Origin of the sequence: Propionicimonas sp. (assembly GCF_034927565.1) — a bacterium.
GTDB lineage: Bacteria > Actinomycetota > Actinomycetes > Propionibacteriales > Propionibacteriaceae > Propionicimonas.
Map to the genome: position 1 here is coordinate 28,759 of NZ_JAYFPT010000049.1, position 17,090 is coordinate 45,848.

A 17,090-nucleotide genomic window follows, 5' to 3' on the forward strand; every position below is an offset into this window, starting at 1 on the left:
GGGCCCGGACGGACTCACTGTGGATCGGCCACCGCAACACGGGCCGGTCGCAGTATCCGGTCGTTGATCCTCACACCTTTCTGCATCACCGCCGAGACCGTGGTCTCGGTGATCTCGTCCTCGCCGGGGTACGGCATGTGCATCAGCGCCTCGTGGACCTGCGGGTCGAAGACCTCGCCCACCTCGCCGTACACCTCCAGGCCGTATTTGATCGCGAGCTTCTCCAACTCGTCGGCGACCAGCTTGAAGCCGCCCACCAGCTCGTCATGCTCACGTGCGGCCTCAATGCTGTCCATCACCGGCAACAGGTCGGTGACCACCGCCTCGACCCCGCCCTGGCGTGACAGCGCACGGTCGCGGTCGACCCGCTTCTTGTAGTTCGCGTACTCGGCCTGCAGCCGCTGCAGGTCGGCGGTCCGCTCGGCCACCAACTCCTCCAGTTCGCAGACCTTGGCGTTGACCACGGGCCCAGCGTCCGGCAGTTCGTCGGGCTCCCCGCCGGACGCCTCGTGCCTGCGCGGCTGGCCGGTCTTGGGATCGACCCGGCGCCGGTCGTGGACGGTGGGACCGGGCTTGGCGGCCCGGCCCTCGTCAGCGGCCGGGGCACCGGGGGCAGGGACCTCCTGGTCGGGGGTCACCTGCTCCCCGGAAACCTCGTCCGGCGTCGAGCCGTTCGGATAGGTCGGCTCGCTCACTTGGTGTCCTTACCGTCCTCGTCCACGATCTCGGCATCCACCACGTCGTCCTCGGACGGGGGCTGCGTCCACTGCTGGTCGCCGGCTGCGGCGCCGTCCGTCTCCGACTGCTGCTGGGCCTGGGCAGCGGCGTAGATCGCCTGCCCCATCGCCGAAGCCTTGGTGTTGAGGTCGTCCATCGCGGCCTTGACCGCGTCGTTGTCCTCGCCCTTCAGGGCTTCCTTCAGCGTGTCGAGCGCCTCGGTGACCGGCGCCTTGACGTCGTCGGTCAGGGTCTCGGCATTGTCGGCGAGCAGCTTCTCGGTGCGGAAGGCGAGACCGTCGGCCTCGTTGCGCATCTCCACCGCCTCGCGACGCAACCGGTCCTCCTCGGCGTGAGCCTCGGCCTCGCGCATCATCTTGTCGATCTCGTCCTTGCCCAGGGCCGAACCGCCGGTCACAGTCATCGACTGCTCCTTCTGCGTGGCCAGGTCCTTGGCGTGGACGTGGACGATGCCGTTGGCGTCGATGTCGAAGGTGACCTCGATCTGCGGGACACCACGCGGTGCCGGCAGCAGGCCGGTCAGCTCGAAGTTGCCCAGCGACTTGTTGTCCCGGGCGAAGTCACGCTCGCCCTGGTAGACCTGGATCATCACCGAGGGCTGGTTGTCCTCGGCGGTGGTGAACACCTCCGACCGCTTGGTCGGGATGGTGGTGTTGCGCTCGATGATCTTGGTCATCACGCCACCCTTGGTCTCGATGCCCAAGCTCAGCGGGGTCACGTCCAGCAGCAGGACGTCCTTCACCTCACCCTTCAGCACACCGGCCTGCAGGGACGCGCCCAGCGCCACGACCTCGTCGGGATTGACGCCCTTGTGCGGCTCCTTGCCGCCGGTCAGCTCCTTGACCAGGTCGACGACGGCCGGCATCCGGGTGGAGCCACCCACCATGATGACGTGGTCGATCTTGGAGACCGAGGTGTTCGCGTCGGCGATCACGGCGTTGAACGGGGCACGGCAGCGGTCGAGCAGATCCTGGGTCATCCGCTGGAACTCGGCTCGGGTGAGCTTCTCGTCCAGGTGCAGCGGGCCCTCGGCGCCGGCCGTGATGTACGGCAGGTTGATCGAGGTCTCCTGGGTGGCCGACAACTCGATCTTGGCGCGCTCGGCAGCCTCCTGGAGGCGCTGGCGGGCCATCTTGTCCTTGCTCAGGTCGACGCCGTACTTGTTCTTGAACTGGGTGACCAGCCAGTCGACGACCCGCTGATCCCAGTCGTCGCCGCCGAGGCGGTTGTCACCCTTGGTGGCCTTCACCTCGAAGACGCCGTCGGCGATCTCCAGCAGCGAGACGTCGAAGGTGCCGCCGCCGAGGTCGAAGACCAGGATGGTCTGCTCGACGTCGCCCTTGTCGAGGCCGTAGGCCAGAGCTGCCGCGGTGGGCTCGTTGATGATCCGGTCGACGGTCAGGCCCGCGATTTCGCCGGCCTCCTTGGTGGCCTGCCGCTCGGCGTCGGAGAAGTACGCCGGGACGGTGATGACCGCGTTGGTCACCGGCTCACCCAGGTACGCCTCGGCGTCCCGCTTCAGCTTCTGCAGCACGAAAGCGCTGATCTGCTGGGGCTTGTAGGTCTTGCCGTCGATGTCAGTGCTCCAACTGGTGCCCATATGCCGCTTCACCGAGCGGATGGTGCGATCGACGTTGGTGACGGCCTGCCGCTTGGCGACCTCGCCGACCAACACCTCGCCACCCTTGGCGAAGGCGACGACCGAGGGAGTCGTGCGGGCGCCCTCGGCGTTGGGGATGACAGTGGGTTCGCCGCCTTCGAGGACGGCGACGACGGAGTTGGTGGTGCCGAGGTCGATGCCGACTGCTCGTGCCATGGTTGTTAACCTCCAGTGATGTCGTGGTTTCGTGGTTGAGCCTAGCACGCTCAATCACGAGGTTGAGTACACCAGACTCAACTATGGGTCAGCTGAGGGTATTCCCTGCCTGGCCAAGGAACTGGCCTCGCTCTTTCCGGCTCGGGAGGACGCTGTCGCGATTCTGCAGATCGATGCGATCAGAGCGGAAAAATCGCGCATGAGCAGACCTCGACGTGCAGAATCACGACATGGCGGCAACGACCTGCCCGGGGAATGCCGCCGCCGAACCGCCGCCACCCGCGCTCACCCGGCCAGCACGGCGCGGGCAACCGTCACCAGGGCGGGGAAGGAGTGCCACAACTGGTGGCCGAGCCCGCGAACCTCGATGGTCGGGCCGGCAACTCCGGCGTCCTCCAACTGGCGGTCCAGCGCCTCGAAAGCCGGACGGGGGCACAGCGCGCTGCGCTCCCCGCGCACCAGGGCGACTCTCGCCGGACTGGACCGGCCCAGCGCCGCCGGCAGTTCGTCGGCCCTCAGCACCTGGGTCAGGGCCAGCAGGTCGCCGAAGGTGTAGTGCACGGCGTGGTCGCTGAGCATCCGTCCGTGCAACGGCCGCAGCCAGCCCTGGTGCCGGTTGGTGGTCAGGGCGGCCGGCAGCCGGGCCAGGTCAGCGGCGTCGTGGAGGGCCAGCGCCGCCAGACGCCGCGGCGCGATCGCCACCGGCTCGATCAGGCTGAGCACCTCGGGCGTCCCCAGTTCGGCCAACCAGGGCAGGGACGCGGTAGCCAGCGAGCAGCCGGTGGAGTAACCCAGCAGCTGGCGCACCGGCAGTCCGTCCAGGGTGCGCAGCGCAGCCGCAACGTAGCTGAAGTTCAGTTCGGCCCAGGACTGCAGCCGCTGACGCAGCAGATCGCGTCGGACGGCTTCGGGGATCGGGTCACCGTGGTGGCTCAGCCCGGGCAGTTCGCTCACCACGACCGCCAGGCCGCTGGCGTCAGCGAGCAGCTGGCATTTGGCGACCTCCCACTCCCCCAGCGGGGTGTTGAAGCCGGGAACGTAGACCAGCGCCCCGGTGGCATCGGGCGGGGTGGCCACCAGGGCGTCCAGCGGCGCCATCCCCGGCTCGGGACGCAGGGTCAGCCGGCGCACCGGGATCACCGGGCGGCGCAGCGGCGTCCGTCCGATCGGCTGCACGCTCAGCCGTCTCCGCGCCATATCGCCTCCTTCCGCCCAGCGTAGGGCGTACCGGGAAAATCGCCCGGTTCGCGGCGAACTCGCCAGCGCGAAAGAATGGCGGCATGGCAGGAGCAATCGTCTTCGACATGGACGGAACCCTCACCGACACCGAGGCCATCTGGGACACCGTACGGCGCGGGCTGGCCGCGTCCGAGGGCCTGCCGTGGCCGGACGGGGCGACCCAGGCGATGATGGGGATGTCCACCCAGGAATGGTCGGCCCACCTGGTCGAGGCGGTCGGCCTGACCGGCACTCCCGAACAGGCCGCCCAGCGCACCATTGATGGCATGCTGCAGGCCTACCACCAGGGGATTCAGCTACTGCCCGGGGCGGTCGACGCGATCCGGCGGCTGGGCGCCCACTGGCCGCTCGGGCTCGCCAGTTCGTCCCCACGGGTCCTCATCGAAGCCGGGGTGGAGGCGATGGGGGTCACCGGAGCCTTCGCCGTCACCTTGTCGACCGAGGAACTGGACGGCGCCGGGAAGCCCGCGCCGGACGTCTACCTGGAGGCCGCACGGCGGCTCGGCGTCGAGCCGCGGCTCGCGGTGGCCATCGAGGACGCGCCCAACGGCATCAAGTCCGCCCACGCGGCCGGACTGTCGGTGATCGCCGTCCCGCCCCACTTCCATCCGCCGTCGGCCGAGGTGCTCGCCCTGGCCGACGTGGTGGTCGACACCCTGGACGACATCGATGTCGACCTGGTGCAGTCGCTGATCGAAAGGCGTTGAGAATGCTACGTACCGTCCTGCTGCAGGCTGCCCGGAGTGATCGGTTGCGGAAAGTGGTGTCTGCGGCACCGTTCACCAGAACCGTCGTGGCGCGGTTCATCGCCGGGGACACCATCGCCGCGGGGCTGGAGGCGGCAAAGGCGCTGGCCGTCCAGGGCATCCAGGCCACCATCGACGTGCTCGGCGAGGACACCACCGATCCGGCCCAGGCCGAGCGCGCCACCGCGTCCTACCTCGAACTGCTGGCCGGGATCCCGGACGCCGGGCTGGTCGGCTCGGCGGACGTCTCGCTGAAGCTCACCTCGCTGGGCTCGGGGCTGCCCGGTGGCGCCGAACTCGCCTATCGCAACGCCCGCCGGATCTGCGAGGCCGCCCAGGCGGTCGGTGCCACTGTCACGATCGATGCCGAGGACCACACCACGCTGGACCGGATGCACGCCATCGTCGAGCAACTGCGCGTCGACTTCCCCGGGGTGGGGCTGGTGCTGCAGACCATGCTGCACCGCACCGCCGCCGACGCCGTGCAGTTCAGCGGGCCGGGCTCGCGGGTGCGACTGTGCAAGGGCGCCTACGACGAGCCGTCCGGGGTCGCGCTGCAACGGCGGGAAGAGGTCAGCGCCGCGTACGTGGCAACCGCCCGCGCCCTGTTCAAGGGTCAGGGCTACCCGATGCTGGCCACTCACGACCCGGAGATGATCGAGGCCGCGCAGGTACTGGCCGCCGAGAACGGCCGCCGGCCCGGTGACTACGAGTTCCAGATGCTCTACGGCATCCGCACCGACGAGCAGCGCCGGCTCGCCCGCGCCGGCCACCGGGTGCGGGTCTACGTCCCCTGCGGCACCGACTGGTGGGGCTACTTCGTCCGCAGACTGGCCGAGCGCCCGGCGAACCTGCTGTTCTTCCTGCGGGCGCTGGTCGGCCGCTGAGTCAGACGCGCTCAGCTGCCGGCCCGGTCCAGGCCGGACTTCAGGTCGGCGAGCAGGTCGTGGACGTCCTCGACGCCCACGCTGAGCCGCAGCATGCCGTCGGTGATGCCGGCCGCAGCGCGCGCCTCGGGGGACATCGCGGCGTGGGTCATGGACGCGGTGTGCGAGACCAGCGACTCCACCCCGCCCAGCGACTCCGCCAGGCAGAAGTGGTCCAGCCCGTCGACGAACCGGGTGACGGCGGCCTCGTCGGCCAGTTCGAAGGTGACCATCGCCCCGAAGCCGTCCTGCTGGCGGGCGGCGAGGTCGTGGCCCGGGTGGTCCGGCAGGCCCGGATAGTGCACGGCGTGCACCGCGGGGTGGTCGACCAGCAGCTCCACCAGCGCGGCGGCATTGGCCTGGGCGGCCGCCACCCGCAGGTGCAGGGTCCGCAGACCGCGCAGGGTGAGGTAGGAGTCGAAGGCGCCGCCGGTCACCCCCAGGCAGTTGGCCCACCAGGCGAGCTCGTTGTGGTGCTGTTCCTGCGCGGCCACCACCACACCGCCCACGACGTCGCTGTGGCCATTGATGTACTTGGTGGTCGAGTGCAGCACCACGTCCGCGCCGAGGGCCAGCGGGCGCTGCACCATCGGGCTGAGGAAGGTGTTGTCGGCGACCACGAGCGCGCCGACCCGGTGTGCCAGCCCGGCGACCGCGGCGATGTCGGTGATCCGCAGCAGCGGGTTGGACGGGCTCTCGACCCACACCAGCGACGTTCCGGACGTGATCGCCGTCTCGGCAGCGGCCAGGTCGCTGAGGTCGACCAGGTCCAGGTCGAAGCCGCCGCGGCGGGCGAGCGCGTCCAGCAGCCGCCAGGTGCCGCCGTAGCAGTCGAACGGCGCGACCAGACGGCCGCCGGCAGGCATCAACGCGTTCAGGACAGTGGTGGCAGCGGCCATCCCCGAGGCGGTGACCACCGCGCCGAACCCGCCCTCGAGGCCGGCCAGGACGTCGGCCAGCATCGTGCGGGTGGGGTTGCCGGAGCGGCTGTAGTCGTACTCCCCCCGGTCGGCGAGGCTGTCGAACGCATAGGTGGACGAGAGGTAGAGCGGCGGCACCACCGCGCGATGGGCCGGGTCGATGGTGACCCCGGCACGGACGGCGCGGGTCGCCGAGGTGGGCTCCGTCATGGTTGCCGACCCTACTACCCGGCTGTCTGGCTGCTGCGGCGTGCCCACCAGGCACCGGTGCTGTCTGACTGCTGCGGCGTGCCCACCAGGCACCCGGTGTGGCGCGTCCGTGCCCGGCCGAGGCCGGGCAGACACCTGAGCAGCCCTACGACGGGCAGCCGGCTTGGCATCAAGCTTGTGCCCGGTCCCGCCGCCATCACCTGTGCGACGGCCCACCGACCTCAACCACGCCTCTGCCGACCTTCCACCGCTGCCCGTGGCCGACAACCCGTTCTGCGACGAAGCCAGGCCAGTCCCCTGCGCGTGAGGGATAACCCGCGCAACAGCGCCCCCTCCCAGGTGATCCCGGCCAGTCCCCTGCACGTGAGGGACAACCGTTCTTGGTGTGCGGCGGAGGTTAGGTCCAGCCCCCGCATATGAGGGAAAACCCCCGGCCAGCACGATCCCGGGGTCAGCCGCCGTCCAGTCCCCGCGCGTGAGGGACAACCCGGTCACTTGGTGGGCGGCGTCGCGGCCCAGATGTCCAGTCCCCGCGCGTGAGGGACAACCCGCCCGCTGACCGTGGCGGTCAGCCAGGCCGAGGTCCAGTCCCCGCGCGTGAGGGACAACCTGGCTTGTATGGTCTTTAGGGGGTAAAACTCGGGTCCAGTCCCCGAGCGTGAGGGACAACCCCTCACGCTCGCCGGAATCGCGCACCCGCTTCTGTCCAGTCCCCGCGTGTGAGGGACAACCCTGCCTCCGCAAATCGACCCGTCCCTGTCGCGAGTCCAGTCCCCGCGCGTGAGGGACAACCGCAAGGTCTCGCGGCGTTGGCCACGGTTCGATCCTCCAGTCCCCGTGCGTGAGGGACAACCGGGCTGCTCGTCGACGGCTAGCACGTCGATCACCGCCAGCCCCCACGCATCAGGGACAACCGCAGGTGCCTGAGTTCGAGCGGATGATTGTGAACCAGCCCACTGCGCGTGAGGTACAACCCTTGTTCAGTCGCTGGCCGGGAGCCAGCTTCGTCCAACCCCTCCTGCGCGACGACAACCCACTCCAGGGCTTCACTCCGCTGACCATCGTCGCTGGCCCCTCCCCGCGCGACCGACCCCCCTTGCCAACCGCCCCACCCGTGCGGTCGGCCCGCCTGCGCACCGAGGGCGGCGGCGTTCGCTGGGCCGGCGGCGAGCGTCGGCCCAGCCGGCCCCCCGGCAGACCACGGGCGGTGCCATCGACAGTGGACTCGCCGGGAGCACCCCTTCCCAGCGGCGCGCAGGAAAGGTAGCTTCGGCTCCATGAAGATCGAAGATGTGGTGCGTGCCAAGGGCACCGAGGTCGTCACCGTCGGCCCCGAGGCCACGGTCAAGCAGTTGGTCGACCTGCTCGCCGAGCACAATATCGGCGCCGTCGTGGTCACCGCCGACGGGCGCCACATCGACGGAATCGTCAGCGAACGCGATGTGGTGCGCCGGCTCGCCTCGGCGGGCGCCGGGGTGCTGGACGCCCCGGTCTCGCAGATCATGACCGCCCAGGTCAAGACCTGCTCCCCGTCCGAGGATCTGGAGGACACCGCCCGCGAGATGACCTACGGCAGGTTCCGTCACCTTCCCGTTGTGGTCGACGGTGAGTTGAAGGCCGTGGTCTCCATCGGGGATGTGGTCAAGTACCGGATCGACCAGTTGACCGACGAACGCAACCACCTGCTCGGCTACCTGCACACCTGATGCCCGACCAGGCCCCGTCCCGGGCCGTCGCGGCGTTGCAGGCGCTGCGGGTGCCGCACGTGGCCACCCAGTACGAGCGGGCCAACTCACTGACCGAGGCCGCCGCCCAGCGCGGACTGACCCCGGCCGACATCGTGAAGTCGATGGTGGTTCGCCGCGGTGAGGATGACTACCTGTTCGTCCTGGTCGGTGGTGACCGGGAGATCTCCTGGCCGAAGCTGCGCACCCTGCTGGGGGTGAGCCGGCTGTCGATGCCGAGCGCCGCGGTGGCCCTGGCGGTGACCGGCTATGAGCGCGGCACGATCACCCCGTTCGGCTCTCGCCACCCCTGGCCGGTGATCGTGGACGCCGACATCCCCGGCCGCCGGATCTCCATGGGTGGCGGCCGCCACGGGCTGGCGATCGCCCTGGACGCCGACGACCTGGTGTCAGCCCTGGACGCCACGGTGGCCGACATCGCCGACCCGCCGGGGCTCTGACCGTCGAGGTCCGACTGCGCGCCGCACGCTGACAACTCGCCGTCGCGGCGACGCACAATCCGGCGGCAACTCGCTGGTCGAGGGAATGTCCCCCTCGGGCCCCGATCTCGAACCGGATTCGGCAGGTCCAGCTCAGTTGTCGGTGGACGCCCCGATCAGGGGTTCTTCGGCGCTCCACGGGAACGAGATCCACTCGTCGGTGCGCTTCCAGACGTAGTCGCACTTCACCACCGACTGCGATTTCTCGTACAGGACGGCGGTGCGAGTCTCCGCAACGTGCTCGGCGGCGAAGTCGCGCACCAGTCGCAGGGTCTCGCCAGTGTCGGCGACGTCGTCGATGATCAGCACCTTCTGGCCGGACAGGTGCACCGAGGCCGGCACCGGCGGCAGGAATACCGGCATCGGCAGCCGTTCATCCACCCCGGTGTAGAACTCGACATTGATGATGTGCAGGTTCTTGATCCCCATCGCGTAGCTGATCGTGCCGGCCGGCAGCATGCCGCCCCGGGTGATCGAGAGGATCAGGTCGGGGCGGTACCCGGAATCGACCACCTGCCTGGCGAGTTCGCGGGCCGCAACTCCGAACCCGTCCCAGGTAAGCACCTCGCGCACTGTCGTCATTGCTCCATCCTGCCAGTCCGGACCAGGTGGCCATCACCACTGGGCGGAGTTCGCCCGGATCCGGAGTACCACTGACCGGCAGGGTGGGTCGTGGCCGGTGTTGTGCGCTGTACCACCCGACGGGGACCACCGCCGTCCGGGAGGGTGTGCCCCTTAAGCTGGGCCGGTGCATCGGGCGATCATCCTCGTGGACGGACGGGTCCAGGGCGTCGGCTTCCGCTGGTGGGCCGCGGACCAGGCCCGGCAACTCCGGCTGGCTGGCCATGTCCGCAATCTCGACGACGGACGAGTGGAGCTCCTCGCCCAGGGCGAACTGGAGTCGATCGCCGCGCTGGTCCACCGGGTGAACGAGGTACCCAGCACCACCGGGCGGCCGGGCTGGGTCACCGACACCGACCTCACCTGGCACTCTCCGCAGCCGGGCCTCACCGGCTTCTGGGCCTCCTGAGACAGCCGGACACGACGATGGCCAGCCCGCGTCGGGGTGCCCTGGCGGTGGTCGCCGCGGGCATCCTGTTCGGCACCACTGGAACCGCCCAGACCTTCGCGCCCTCAGGTGCCGAGCCGCTATCGGTCGGAGCCGCCCGGCTGTTCCTCGGCGGCGTCCTGCTGGGCCTGATCGGCGTGGTGAGGTGGGCCGGCACCGCCCGGAGATCTCGCACGACACCTCCGGACCCCATCCCCGGGGCCCGGTCGTCACCCACGCCGGTCGGACAGGCCGCCCACAGTGTCCAGCAGCCGCCCCAGGACGCAGAACTTCTTTCTCCCACCCAGGACGTGGGGCCGTTCTCTGTCCCCCAGGACGCGAGGCCCTTCCCTGCCACCCAGGACGCGGAGCCCTACCCTGCCACCCAGGACGCGGAGCCTTACCCTCCCACTCAGGACACGGAACACTCCCCTGCCCGACCCCGGAACGCGAAACCGCTCCCCGACGCGACGTCCCCGGCTCCGACTCCACCCGGGACGCCGAACCTCTCTGCACCGGCCAGTCCCACCTGGAGCCCCGCCCGCCTGCCCCGCTGGCTGCCAGTGGCGCTGTGGGTGGCGCTCGGCGCCGGTTGCGTGATGGCCTACCAGGCCACCTTCTTCGCCGGCACCCGGGCCAACGGCGTGGCTGTGGGAACGGTCGTCGCGCTCGGTTCCAGCCCACTGTTCGCCGGGCTGTTCGAGTGGCTGGCCTTCCGGCGGCGGCCCACGCTGCGCTGGCTGGTCGCCACCGGACTGGCCGTGCTCGGCGTCGTCCTGCTCGCCGGGTTGATCGACGCCTCCGACGCCCGTGCCGACGCCGGCGGCCTGCTGGCCTCGCTGGTGGCAGGGGCCTGCTACGCCGGCTACACGATCGCCACCAAGGCACTGCTGCTGCGCGGCTGGGGGTCGGTGCAGGCAGTGAGTGCCGTGATGGCGGCCGGGGCCGCGCTGGCGCTCCCCGTCCTGCTGGCCGGTGACACCACCTGGCTGACGCTGCCTGCCGGGATCGCGGTGGTGGCCTGGCTGGGAGTGGTCACCGTCGTGGTCACCTATCTGCTGATCGGGGTCGGCCTGATCGGCCTTCCAGCGGCCACCGTGGCGACCCTCACCCTCGCCGAACCGGCTACTGCCACCCTGCTCGGAGTGCTGGTGCTGCACGAGCCGCTTGGTCTCGCGCAACTGCTCGGTATCGTGGCAGTGGCCTCCGGAGTGTTGACCGCAGGGCTGGGCAATTCTCACAGAACACGCACAGCAAGTCCCTAGCCCGTTCATGCCCAGTGCTGGGAGAGTACGGCTATGACCCTCCGTACGCGCACCGGCAACGAACCGCTGACCCGCGCCGACGGCAGCCCGATCAAGGTGCTCGCCGTTGACGACGAACCCAGTATCACCGACCTGCTCTCCATGGCCCTGCGCTACGAGGGCTGGCAGGTGGCCACCGCGGCGTCCGGGCTGGCGGCCGTGAAGACCGCTCGCGAGTTCCGCCCGGACGCGATCGTGCTCGACGTCATGCTGCCCGACTTCGACGGCCTGGAGGTGATGCGCCGGATCCGCACCGAGCAGCCTGACATCCCGGTGATCTTCCTGACCGCCAAGGACGCCGTCGAGGACCGGATCTCCGGGCTCACCGCGGGTGGCGACGACTACGTCACCAAGCCGTTCAGCCTGGAGGAGTTGGTCGCCCGGCTGCGCGGACTGCTGCGCCGGGCCGGCGCCACCACCTCCCGGGAGGACTCCCTGCTGGTGGTCGGCGACCTCACCCTCGACGAGGACTCCCACGAGGTCTTCCGGGGCGGGGAGGAGATCAACCTGACCGCCACCGAATTCGAGCTGTTGCGCTTCCTGATGCGCAATCCGCGCCGGGTGCTCTCCAAGGCACAGATCCTTGACCGGGTGTGGAACTACGACTTCGGCGGCCAGGCGAACGTTGTCGAGCTGTACATCTCCTACCTGCGCAAGAAGATCGACGCCGGCCGGCCGCCGATGATCCACACCATGCGTGGGGCGGGCTACGTCCTGAAACCGGCCGCTGAATGACCATCCCCGTACCGGTGCCGCCGCCGCGTCCGATGGCACGGGGAACGCTCGCCCGCCGACTGGTGCTGCGCACCACCGCCCTGGTGGCGATCGCGACCATCGCACTCAGCTTCTTCACCGCGCTGGCGAGCTTCCAGATCCTGCAGGCCCAGCTGGACGGACGGCTGCAGTCCGCTCTCAACGCCTCACCGCGGGGGCCGGACAGCGGAACCAAGCCGGGCGATCCCGAGGGGTCGGGGCTGATCCGGTTGGTGCAACGGGCGCCGGGGAGTGGCCTGTTCGACTCGACACAGGCCCCCGACGCCCTCACTGCCGACGCGGCCGCCACGCTGGTCGTCCTCGATCCGGCGGACACCCCGGTCACCATGGGGGTGGAGGGTCTGGGGCTGTACCGCGTCCTGGTCAAGGTCGACCAACGAGGACGGATCAATGTCGCCGCGCTGCCGTTCAGCGCTGTCATCACCCCGCTCACCCGGCAATTGTTGATCGCCGGGGGCCTCACGCTGGGCGCGATCGCGCTGTCCTTCGTCGGCGCCCGCCAAGTGGTCGAGCGCTCGCTGCGTCCACTCAACCGGCTGGCCGCAGCCGCCACCGAGGTGGCCAGCCTGCCGCTGTCCTCCGGCGATGCCCATCTGCCCGTCCGGGTCACCGCCGCCGACGCCGACCCCTCGAACGAGGTCGGACGGGTGGGCGCGGCCTTCAACCGGATGCTCGACCACGTCGAGGCCGCGCTGGCCGCCCGGCACCGCAGCGAGACCCGGGTGCGGCAGTTCGTCGCCGACGCCTCCCACGAACTGCGCAACCCGCTGGCGGCGATCCGCGGCTACACCGAACTCACCCTGCGGGACGCCGACACCCTGCCGCCGGACGCCTCGCACGCGCTGGAACGAATCGACGCCGAATCCGACCGGATGTCAGCGCTGGTGGAGGATCTGCTGCTGCTGGCCCGGCTGGACTCGGGCCCGGCCCTCGACCTGCAGCCCACTGACGTCACCGAGCTGGTGCTGAACGCCGTCGACGGCGCCCGGGCCGCCGGCCCACAGCACAGCTGGGTGCTCGACCTGCCCGACGAGATCGTGATGGCCAGGGCTGACCAGCACCGGCTCTACCAGGTGGTGGCGAACCTGCTGGCCAACGCCCGGGTGCACACCCCACCCGGCACCCGGGTGGTGACCCGGTTGCGGCGCGAGGGCGACCAGGCCGTGATCAGCGTGAGCGACAACGGCCCCGGCGTCCCACCCGAGATCCGCGACAACGTCTTCGAGCGGTTTGCCCGCGCGGACGCCAGCCGGGTCCGGCAGGCAGGCGGCTCGTCAACCGGCCTCGGCCTGGCGATCGTGGCGGCCGTCGTGGCCGCCCACGGTGGCACGGTCACCCTCGACAGCGCCCCCGGCCACACCACCTTCACCGTCCGCGTCCCCTCCCCCTGACCCCCATCGGTTGTGCGGAGTTCCGCCGGGTGTCCGGGGCGCCCGTCCCGTCCGAACTCCGCACAACCGACTCGGGGCTGAGCGGGACTTCGCACGGAGCCGGCTCACAGAAGGCTGACAGAGGAACCCCAGCGGTCGCCCAGCCACTGCGGTGACGCTCTTTGCATGACCCAGACCCAGCAGGCGTCCCCGCCACCGCTTCCGTTCGCATCCGATGCGGCCCCCGACGGGGACGCTCCATCGGTGAGCCCGCCGGCAGCCGGTACCGCCTCCGTCCGAGCTGCCGGGCACCCCGGACACCTCGAACGCTGGACGCTCGCCGGTCTGCTGGCGGCCACGGCCGCGCTCTACCTGTGGGGCCTGAGCGCCTCCGGATGGGCGAACTCGTTCTACTCGGCGGCCGCCCAGGCGGGATCACAGAACTGGACGGCCTGGTTCTTCGGGTCACTGGACGGCGGCAACTCGATCACCGTCGACAAACCGCCGGCGGCGATCTGGCTGATGGCGCTGTCGGTGCGGATCTTCGGGCTCAGCTCGTGGAGCATCCTCGTCCCCGAGGCACTGCTCGGGGTGGCGAGCGTCGGCGTGGTCTATGCAACCGTCCGCCGGACGCTGCGGGCCTGGGGCGGGGCGGGCAGCACCCACGGTCTCAGCCCCCGCCAGGCCCACTGGGCTGCGCTGGCCGGAGCAGCTGTCTTCGCCGCAACCCCCGCGGCGGTGCTGATGTTCCGGTTCAACAACCCCGACGCCCTGCTGGTGTTCACCATGGTGCTCGCCGCCTACTTCACCGTGCGAGCCACCGAGAAGGCATCGCGGGGCTGGCTGGCCCTGGCCGGGGTGGTCATCGGGCTGGGCTTCCTGACCAAGATGCTGCAAGCCTTCCTGATACTGCCCGCCCTGGTCGTGGCCTACGCGATCGCCGCCCCCGCATCGTGGAAGAAGAAGATCGTCGATCTGCTCGTCGCGTTCGCGACGATGGTCGTCTCCTTCGGCTGGTACATCGCCGTCGTCGAACTCACCCCGGCCTCGCTGCGTCCCTACATCGGAGGCTCCCAGACCAACTCCATCCTCGAACTCATCATCAGCTACAACGGCCTCGGCCGGATCACCGGCGACCAGGTCGGCTCGGTTGGCGGTGGCGGCAACGGTCGCAGCGCGAGCTGGGGCAGTGTCGGGCTGACCAGGCTCTTCGACGGGGTCTCCGGCGGAATGATCTCCTGGCTGATCCCTGCAGCATTGGTACTCTCGATCGCCGCGCTCGTCCTGCTGGCCCGGCGGCAACCAGCCACTGTTCCCGGCGCCCAGACCCCGCGGCAGGCACTGGCCGGTGGGATCACCATCTGGCTGGGCTGGCTGGTGGTGACCGGCCTGACCTTCAGCCTCATGGAGGGCATCTACCACGACTACTACACGGTCGCTCTGGCCCCGGCGATCGGCGGCGCGGTGGCGCTGGGCGCTGCGGCGCTGTGGGCCAATCGGGGCCTGCCGGCCGCCCGCGCGGTGCTCGCCGTCACCGCTGCCGGGACGGGAGCCTGGGCCCTCAGTCTGACCACCCGGGCAGGCGGGGTGTACCAGGCCCTGGGCTGGGTCGCGCTGATACTGGGGCTGCTCGTCGCCGCAGGTCTGCTGTTCGCCAACCGGCTGCCGCGGGTGCTCGCAAGCGTCCTGGTGGGTGCAGGTTTCGCCGCCGGTATGGTCGGCCCGACGGCCTACGCCCTGAACACCGCCGCGACGCCGCACACCGGTTCGATCGTCACCGCCGGCCCTGTCAGTTCAGGACGGGGTGGCGGAGGTGGCGGCCGCGGCCAGGGCCAACCCGGGCAGCCGGGCACGAACCAGCCTGGCGGAAACGGCCGAAGCGACGGCGGCAGCCCGGACGGGAACGGACGAACCGGCGGCGGGAACCGTCCCGGCGGTGGTAGCGGTCGCCAGGGCAGTACCCAGCCGGGCAGCAACACCCAATCCGGCAACAGCCAGCCGGGTGGCAACAGCCAGTCGGGTGGCAACAGCCAGTCCGGTAGCAACCCTCCGTCCACCGGCACCAGCCAACAGGGCGGCACCGGCCAGAACCGCAACGGCGGAGGAATGGGCGGCCTGCTCAACGGCTCCACCGTCAGCACCGAGCTGGCCGAACTGCTGGCCACCGACTCCGGCTCCTACACCTGGGTGGCTGCAACCATCGGTGCCCAGAACGCGGCCAGCTACCAGTTGGCCACCGAACTGCCCGTGATGGCGCTCGGCGGCTTCAACGGCACCGACCCCTCCCCCACGCTCGACCAGTTCAAGCAGGACGTCGCCGACGGGCGGATCCACTACTTCATCGCCGGCGGGATCGGCGGACGCGCAAACGGCGGCTCGCAGGTGGCAAGCGAGATCGCCACCTGGGTGGCGGAGAACTTCACTGCCCAGAGCGTCGGCAACGCCACCGTCTATGACCTGAGCGGCAACTGAGGTGACCACGATGAGCGCTCTTCCCCGCCCGGCAGCCACCCACCGTCCGACCCGGCTGGCCAGCGTCGACATCGTGGTGCCGGTCTACAACGAGGCAGCCGACCTGGCCGCGTCCATCACCCGGCTCGACACCTTCCTGGCCGAGACCTTCCCCTACGAGTACCGGATCGTGATCGCCGACAACGCCTCCACCGACGACACCTGGATGGTCGCCCGGCACCTGGCTGCACACCGTCCGCAGGTCCACGCCAGCCATCTCGACCAGAAGGGACGGGGACGCGCGCTGCGCCGGGAATGGCTGGCGTCCGAGGCGGACGTGGTGGCCTACATGGACGTCGACCTGTCGACCGACCTGAAAGCCCTGCTACCGCTGATCGCCCCACTGGTGTCCGGCCACTCCGACATGGCGATCGGCTCGCGCCTGGGCCGGGGGGCACGGGTGGTGCGGGGAGCGAAGCGGGAGTTCATCTCGCGCAGCTACAACCTGCTGCTGAAGCTCAGCCTCGGGGTGTCCTTCAGCGACGCCCAGTGCGGTTTCAAGGCCGTCCGGCGGGACGTCGCCGACCAGCTCCTGCCGCTGGTGAAGGACGACAACTGGTTCTTCGACACCGAACTGCTCGTGCTCGCGCAGCGGTCCGGGCTGCGGATCCACGAGGTACCGGTCGACTGGACCGACGACCCCGGTTCGACGGTCGACATTGTGGCCACCGCGGCGGAGGACCTCCGCGGGATCTGGCGGCTGATCCGCGGGTTCGCTACCGGGCGGATCCCGATCGCCCAGGTGCGCGCCGAACTGCGCCCGGCCAGTGCGACGGTGGCGGCCGGGGGACGCCATACCCTGCTCGGCCAGCTGCTGCGGTTCGCGGTGGTCGGGGTGGGCAGCACGCTGGCCTACGTGGCGCTGTACCTCCTGCTCCGGCTGGGGATGCCGGCTCAGGCGGCCAACCTGGTGGCGCTGCTGGTGACAGCGGTGGCCAACACCGCCGCGAATCGCCGGCTGACCTTCGGCCTGTCCGGAACCGAGAAAGTCCTGCAGCACCACATCGGTGGCCTGGCCGCGTTCGGTATCGCGCTGGCCCTCACCAGCGGCTCGCTCGCACTGCTGCACCAGCTGTGGCCCGGCGTCGGGCGGCTGGTTGAACTCGCCGTGCTGGTGGTGGCCAATGCCGCCGCCACCCTGGTCAGGTTCCTGATCCTCCGACTGCTGATGGGCCGCACACCGACGCCGGACCGTAGCGTCCGTCCTCACGCGCGACGCCCCGAGGACATCCTGTCCCCCTGACCCGGCCACATCAGACCCCAT

Annotated in this window: 15 protein-coding genes; 10 read left to right on the forward strand and 5 right to left on the reverse strand. The window is 70.2% G+C overall.

Going from position 1 to position 17,090, the window contains the following annotated elements; translation table 11 throughout:
- Positions 1-14: 14 nt before the first annotated feature.
- From grpE to VB080_RS09935, 3 genes are all read right to left on the reverse strand, one after another.
- Positions 15-695, reverse strand: a complete 681-nt coding sequence (grpE, locus tag VB080_RS09925) for a nucleotide exchange factor GrpE (protein WP_323418282.1) — start codon at positions 693-695, stop codon at positions 15-17.
- Entirely contained in the window at positions 692-2,554 is a 1,863-nt protein-coding gene (dnaK, locus tag VB080_RS09930; protein WP_323418283.1) for a molecular chaperone DnaK, read from the reverse strand. Before dnaK ends, grpE begins: the two co-directional genes overlap by 4 nt.
- 285 nt (positions 2,555-2,839) lie before the next feature.
- Positions 2,840-3,751: a hypothetical protein gene (locus tag VB080_RS09935; protein ID WP_323418284.1), complete on the reverse strand. Its 912-nt coding sequence runs from the start codon at positions 3,749-3,751 to the stop codon at positions 2,840-2,842.
- Between the two features lie 83 nt (positions 3,752-3,834).
- Between VB080_RS09935 and VB080_RS09940 the strand changes: the two genes are divergently transcribed.
- Both VB080_RS09940 and VB080_RS09945 read left to right on the forward strand, forming a co-directional pair.
- Positions 3,835-4,500 (forward strand): HAD family phosphatase, encoded by a 666-nt coding sequence (locus VB080_RS09940; RefSeq protein WP_323418285.1) that lies wholly within the window; start codon positions 3,835-3,837, stop codon positions 4,498-4,500.
- Positions 4,501-4,502: 2 nt separating this feature from the next.
- Positions 4,503-5,426, forward strand: a complete 924-nt coding sequence (locus VB080_RS09945; protein WP_323418286.1) for a proline dehydrogenase family protein — start codon at positions 4,503-4,505, stop codon at positions 5,424-5,426.
- An 11-nt stretch (positions 5,427-5,437) separates the two neighbouring features.
- On the opposite strand, the gene metB is transcribed toward VB080_RS09945, so the two are convergent.
- Positions 5,438-6,595 carry a cystathionine gamma-synthase gene (gene metB / locus VB080_RS09950; RefSeq protein WP_323418287.1) on the reverse strand — a complete coding sequence of 386 codons (1,158 nt, stop codon included), beginning with the start codon at positions 6,593-6,595 and terminating at the stop codon, positions 5,438-5,440.
- Positions 6,596-7,872: 1,277 nt separating this feature from the next.
- On the opposite strand from metB, the gene VB080_RS09955 reads away from it, so the two are divergent.
- On the forward strand, positions 7,873-8,301 hold the full coding sequence (locus VB080_RS09955) for a CBS domain-containing protein (RefSeq protein WP_323418288.1): 429 nt from the start codon (positions 7,873-7,875) through the stop codon (positions 8,299-8,301).
- Complete coding sequence (locus VB080_RS09960; RefSeq protein WP_323418289.1) at positions 8,301-8,780, forward strand: aminoacyl-tRNA deacylase; 480 nt, start codon at positions 8,301-8,303, stop codon at positions 8,778-8,780. Before VB080_RS09955 ends, VB080_RS09960 begins: the two co-directional genes overlap by 1 nt.
- Before the next feature lie 132 nt (positions 8,781-8,912).
- Here VB080_RS09960 and VB080_RS09965 read toward each other — a convergent pair whose 3' ends face one another.
- Complete coding sequence (locus tag VB080_RS09965) at positions 8,913-9,401, reverse strand: phosphoribosyltransferase (protein ID WP_323418290.1); 489 nt, start codon at positions 9,399-9,401, stop codon at positions 8,913-8,915.
- A 166-nt stretch (positions 9,402-9,567) separates the two neighbouring features.
- On the opposite strand from VB080_RS09965, the gene VB080_RS09970 reads away from it, so the two are divergent.
- The 6 genes from VB080_RS09970 (at position 9,568) to VB080_RS09995 (ending at position 17,069) form a co-directional block, all read left to right on the forward strand.
- Positions 9,568-9,849, forward strand: coding sequence for an acylphosphatase (locus VB080_RS09970; RefSeq protein ID WP_323418291.1), 282 nt, complete (start codon positions 9,568-9,570; stop codon positions 9,847-9,849).
- A 17-nt stretch (positions 9,850-9,866) separates the two neighbouring features.
- A complete protein-coding gene (locus VB080_RS09975) occupies positions 9,867-11,132 on the forward strand; it encodes a DMT family transporter (RefSeq protein ID WP_323418292.1) in 1,266 nt (421 codons plus the stop codon).
- A 33-nt stretch (positions 11,133-11,165) separates the two neighbouring features.
- Positions 11,166-11,906, forward strand: a complete 741-nt coding sequence (locus VB080_RS09980; RefSeq protein WP_323418293.1) for a response regulator transcription factor — start codon at positions 11,166-11,168, stop codon at positions 11,904-11,906.
- On the forward strand, positions 11,903-13,336 hold the full coding sequence (locus VB080_RS09985; RefSeq protein WP_323418294.1) for a HAMP domain-containing sensor histidine kinase: 1,434 nt from the start codon (positions 11,903-11,905) through the stop codon (positions 13,334-13,336). The genes VB080_RS09980 and VB080_RS09985 overlap by 4 nt, the downstream gene beginning before the upstream one ends.
- Before the next feature lie 165 nt (positions 13,337-13,501).
- Positions 13,502-15,787 (forward strand): ArnT family glycosyltransferase, encoded by a 2,286-nt coding sequence (locus VB080_RS09990; protein WP_323418295.1) that lies wholly within the window; start codon positions 13,502-13,504, stop codon positions 15,785-15,787.
- A 10-nt stretch (positions 15,788-15,797) separates the two neighbouring features.
- Positions 15,798-17,069, forward strand: a complete 1,272-nt coding sequence (locus VB080_RS09995; protein WP_323418296.1) for a glycosyltransferase — start codon at positions 15,798-15,800, stop codon at positions 17,067-17,069.
- Positions 17,070-17,090 lie beyond the last annotated feature (21 nt).

Coding starts and splice junctions, on each gene's coding strand:
- VB080_RS09980 (WP_323418293.1), top strand. CDS start 11,166: ATGACCCTCCGTACGCGCACCGGCAACGAACCGCTGACCCGCGCCGAC.
- VB080_RS09940 (WP_323418285.1), top strand. CDS start 3,835: ATGGCAGGAGCAATCGTCTTCGACATGGACGGAACCCTCACCGACACC.
- VB080_RS09935 (WP_323418284.1), bottom strand. CDS start 3,751: ATGGCGCGGAGACGGCTGAGCGTGCAGCCGATCGGACGGACGCCGCTG.
- VB080_RS09975 (WP_323418292.1), top strand. CDS start 9,867: ATGGCCAGCCCGCGTCGGGGTGCCCTGGCGGTGGTCGCCGCGGGCATC.
- VB080_RS09955 (WP_323418288.1), top strand. CDS start 7,873: ATGAAGATCGAAGATGTGGTGCGTGCCAAGGGCACCGAGGTCGTCACC.
- metB (WP_323418287.1), bottom strand. CDS start 6,595: ATGACGGAGCCCACCTCGGCGACCCGCGCCGTCCGTGCCGGGGTCACC.
- VB080_RS09985 (WP_323418294.1), top strand. CDS start 11,903: ATGACCATCCCCGTACCGGTGCCGCCGCCGCGTCCGATGGCACGGGGA.
- VB080_RS09990 (WP_323418295.1), top strand. CDS start 13,502: ATGACCCAGACCCAGCAGGCGTCCCCGCCACCGCTTCCGTTCGCATCC.
- VB080_RS09960 (WP_323418289.1), top strand. CDS start 8,301: ATGCCCGACCAGGCCCCGTCCCGGGCCGTCGCGGCGTTGCAGGCGCTG.
- VB080_RS09965 (WP_323418290.1), bottom strand. CDS start 9,401: ATGACGACAGTGCGCGAGGTGCTTACCTGGGACGGGTTCGGAGTTGCG.
- dnaK (WP_323418283.1), bottom strand. CDS start 2,554: ATGGCACGAGCAGTCGGCATCGACCTCGGCACCACCAACTCCGTCGTC.
- VB080_RS09945 (WP_323418286.1), top strand. CDS start 4,503: ATGCTACGTACCGTCCTGCTGCAGGCTGCCCGGAGTGATCGGTTGCGG.
- VB080_RS09995 (WP_323418296.1), top strand. CDS start 15,798: ATGAGCGCTCTTCCCCGCCCGGCAGCCACCCACCGTCCGACCCGGCTG.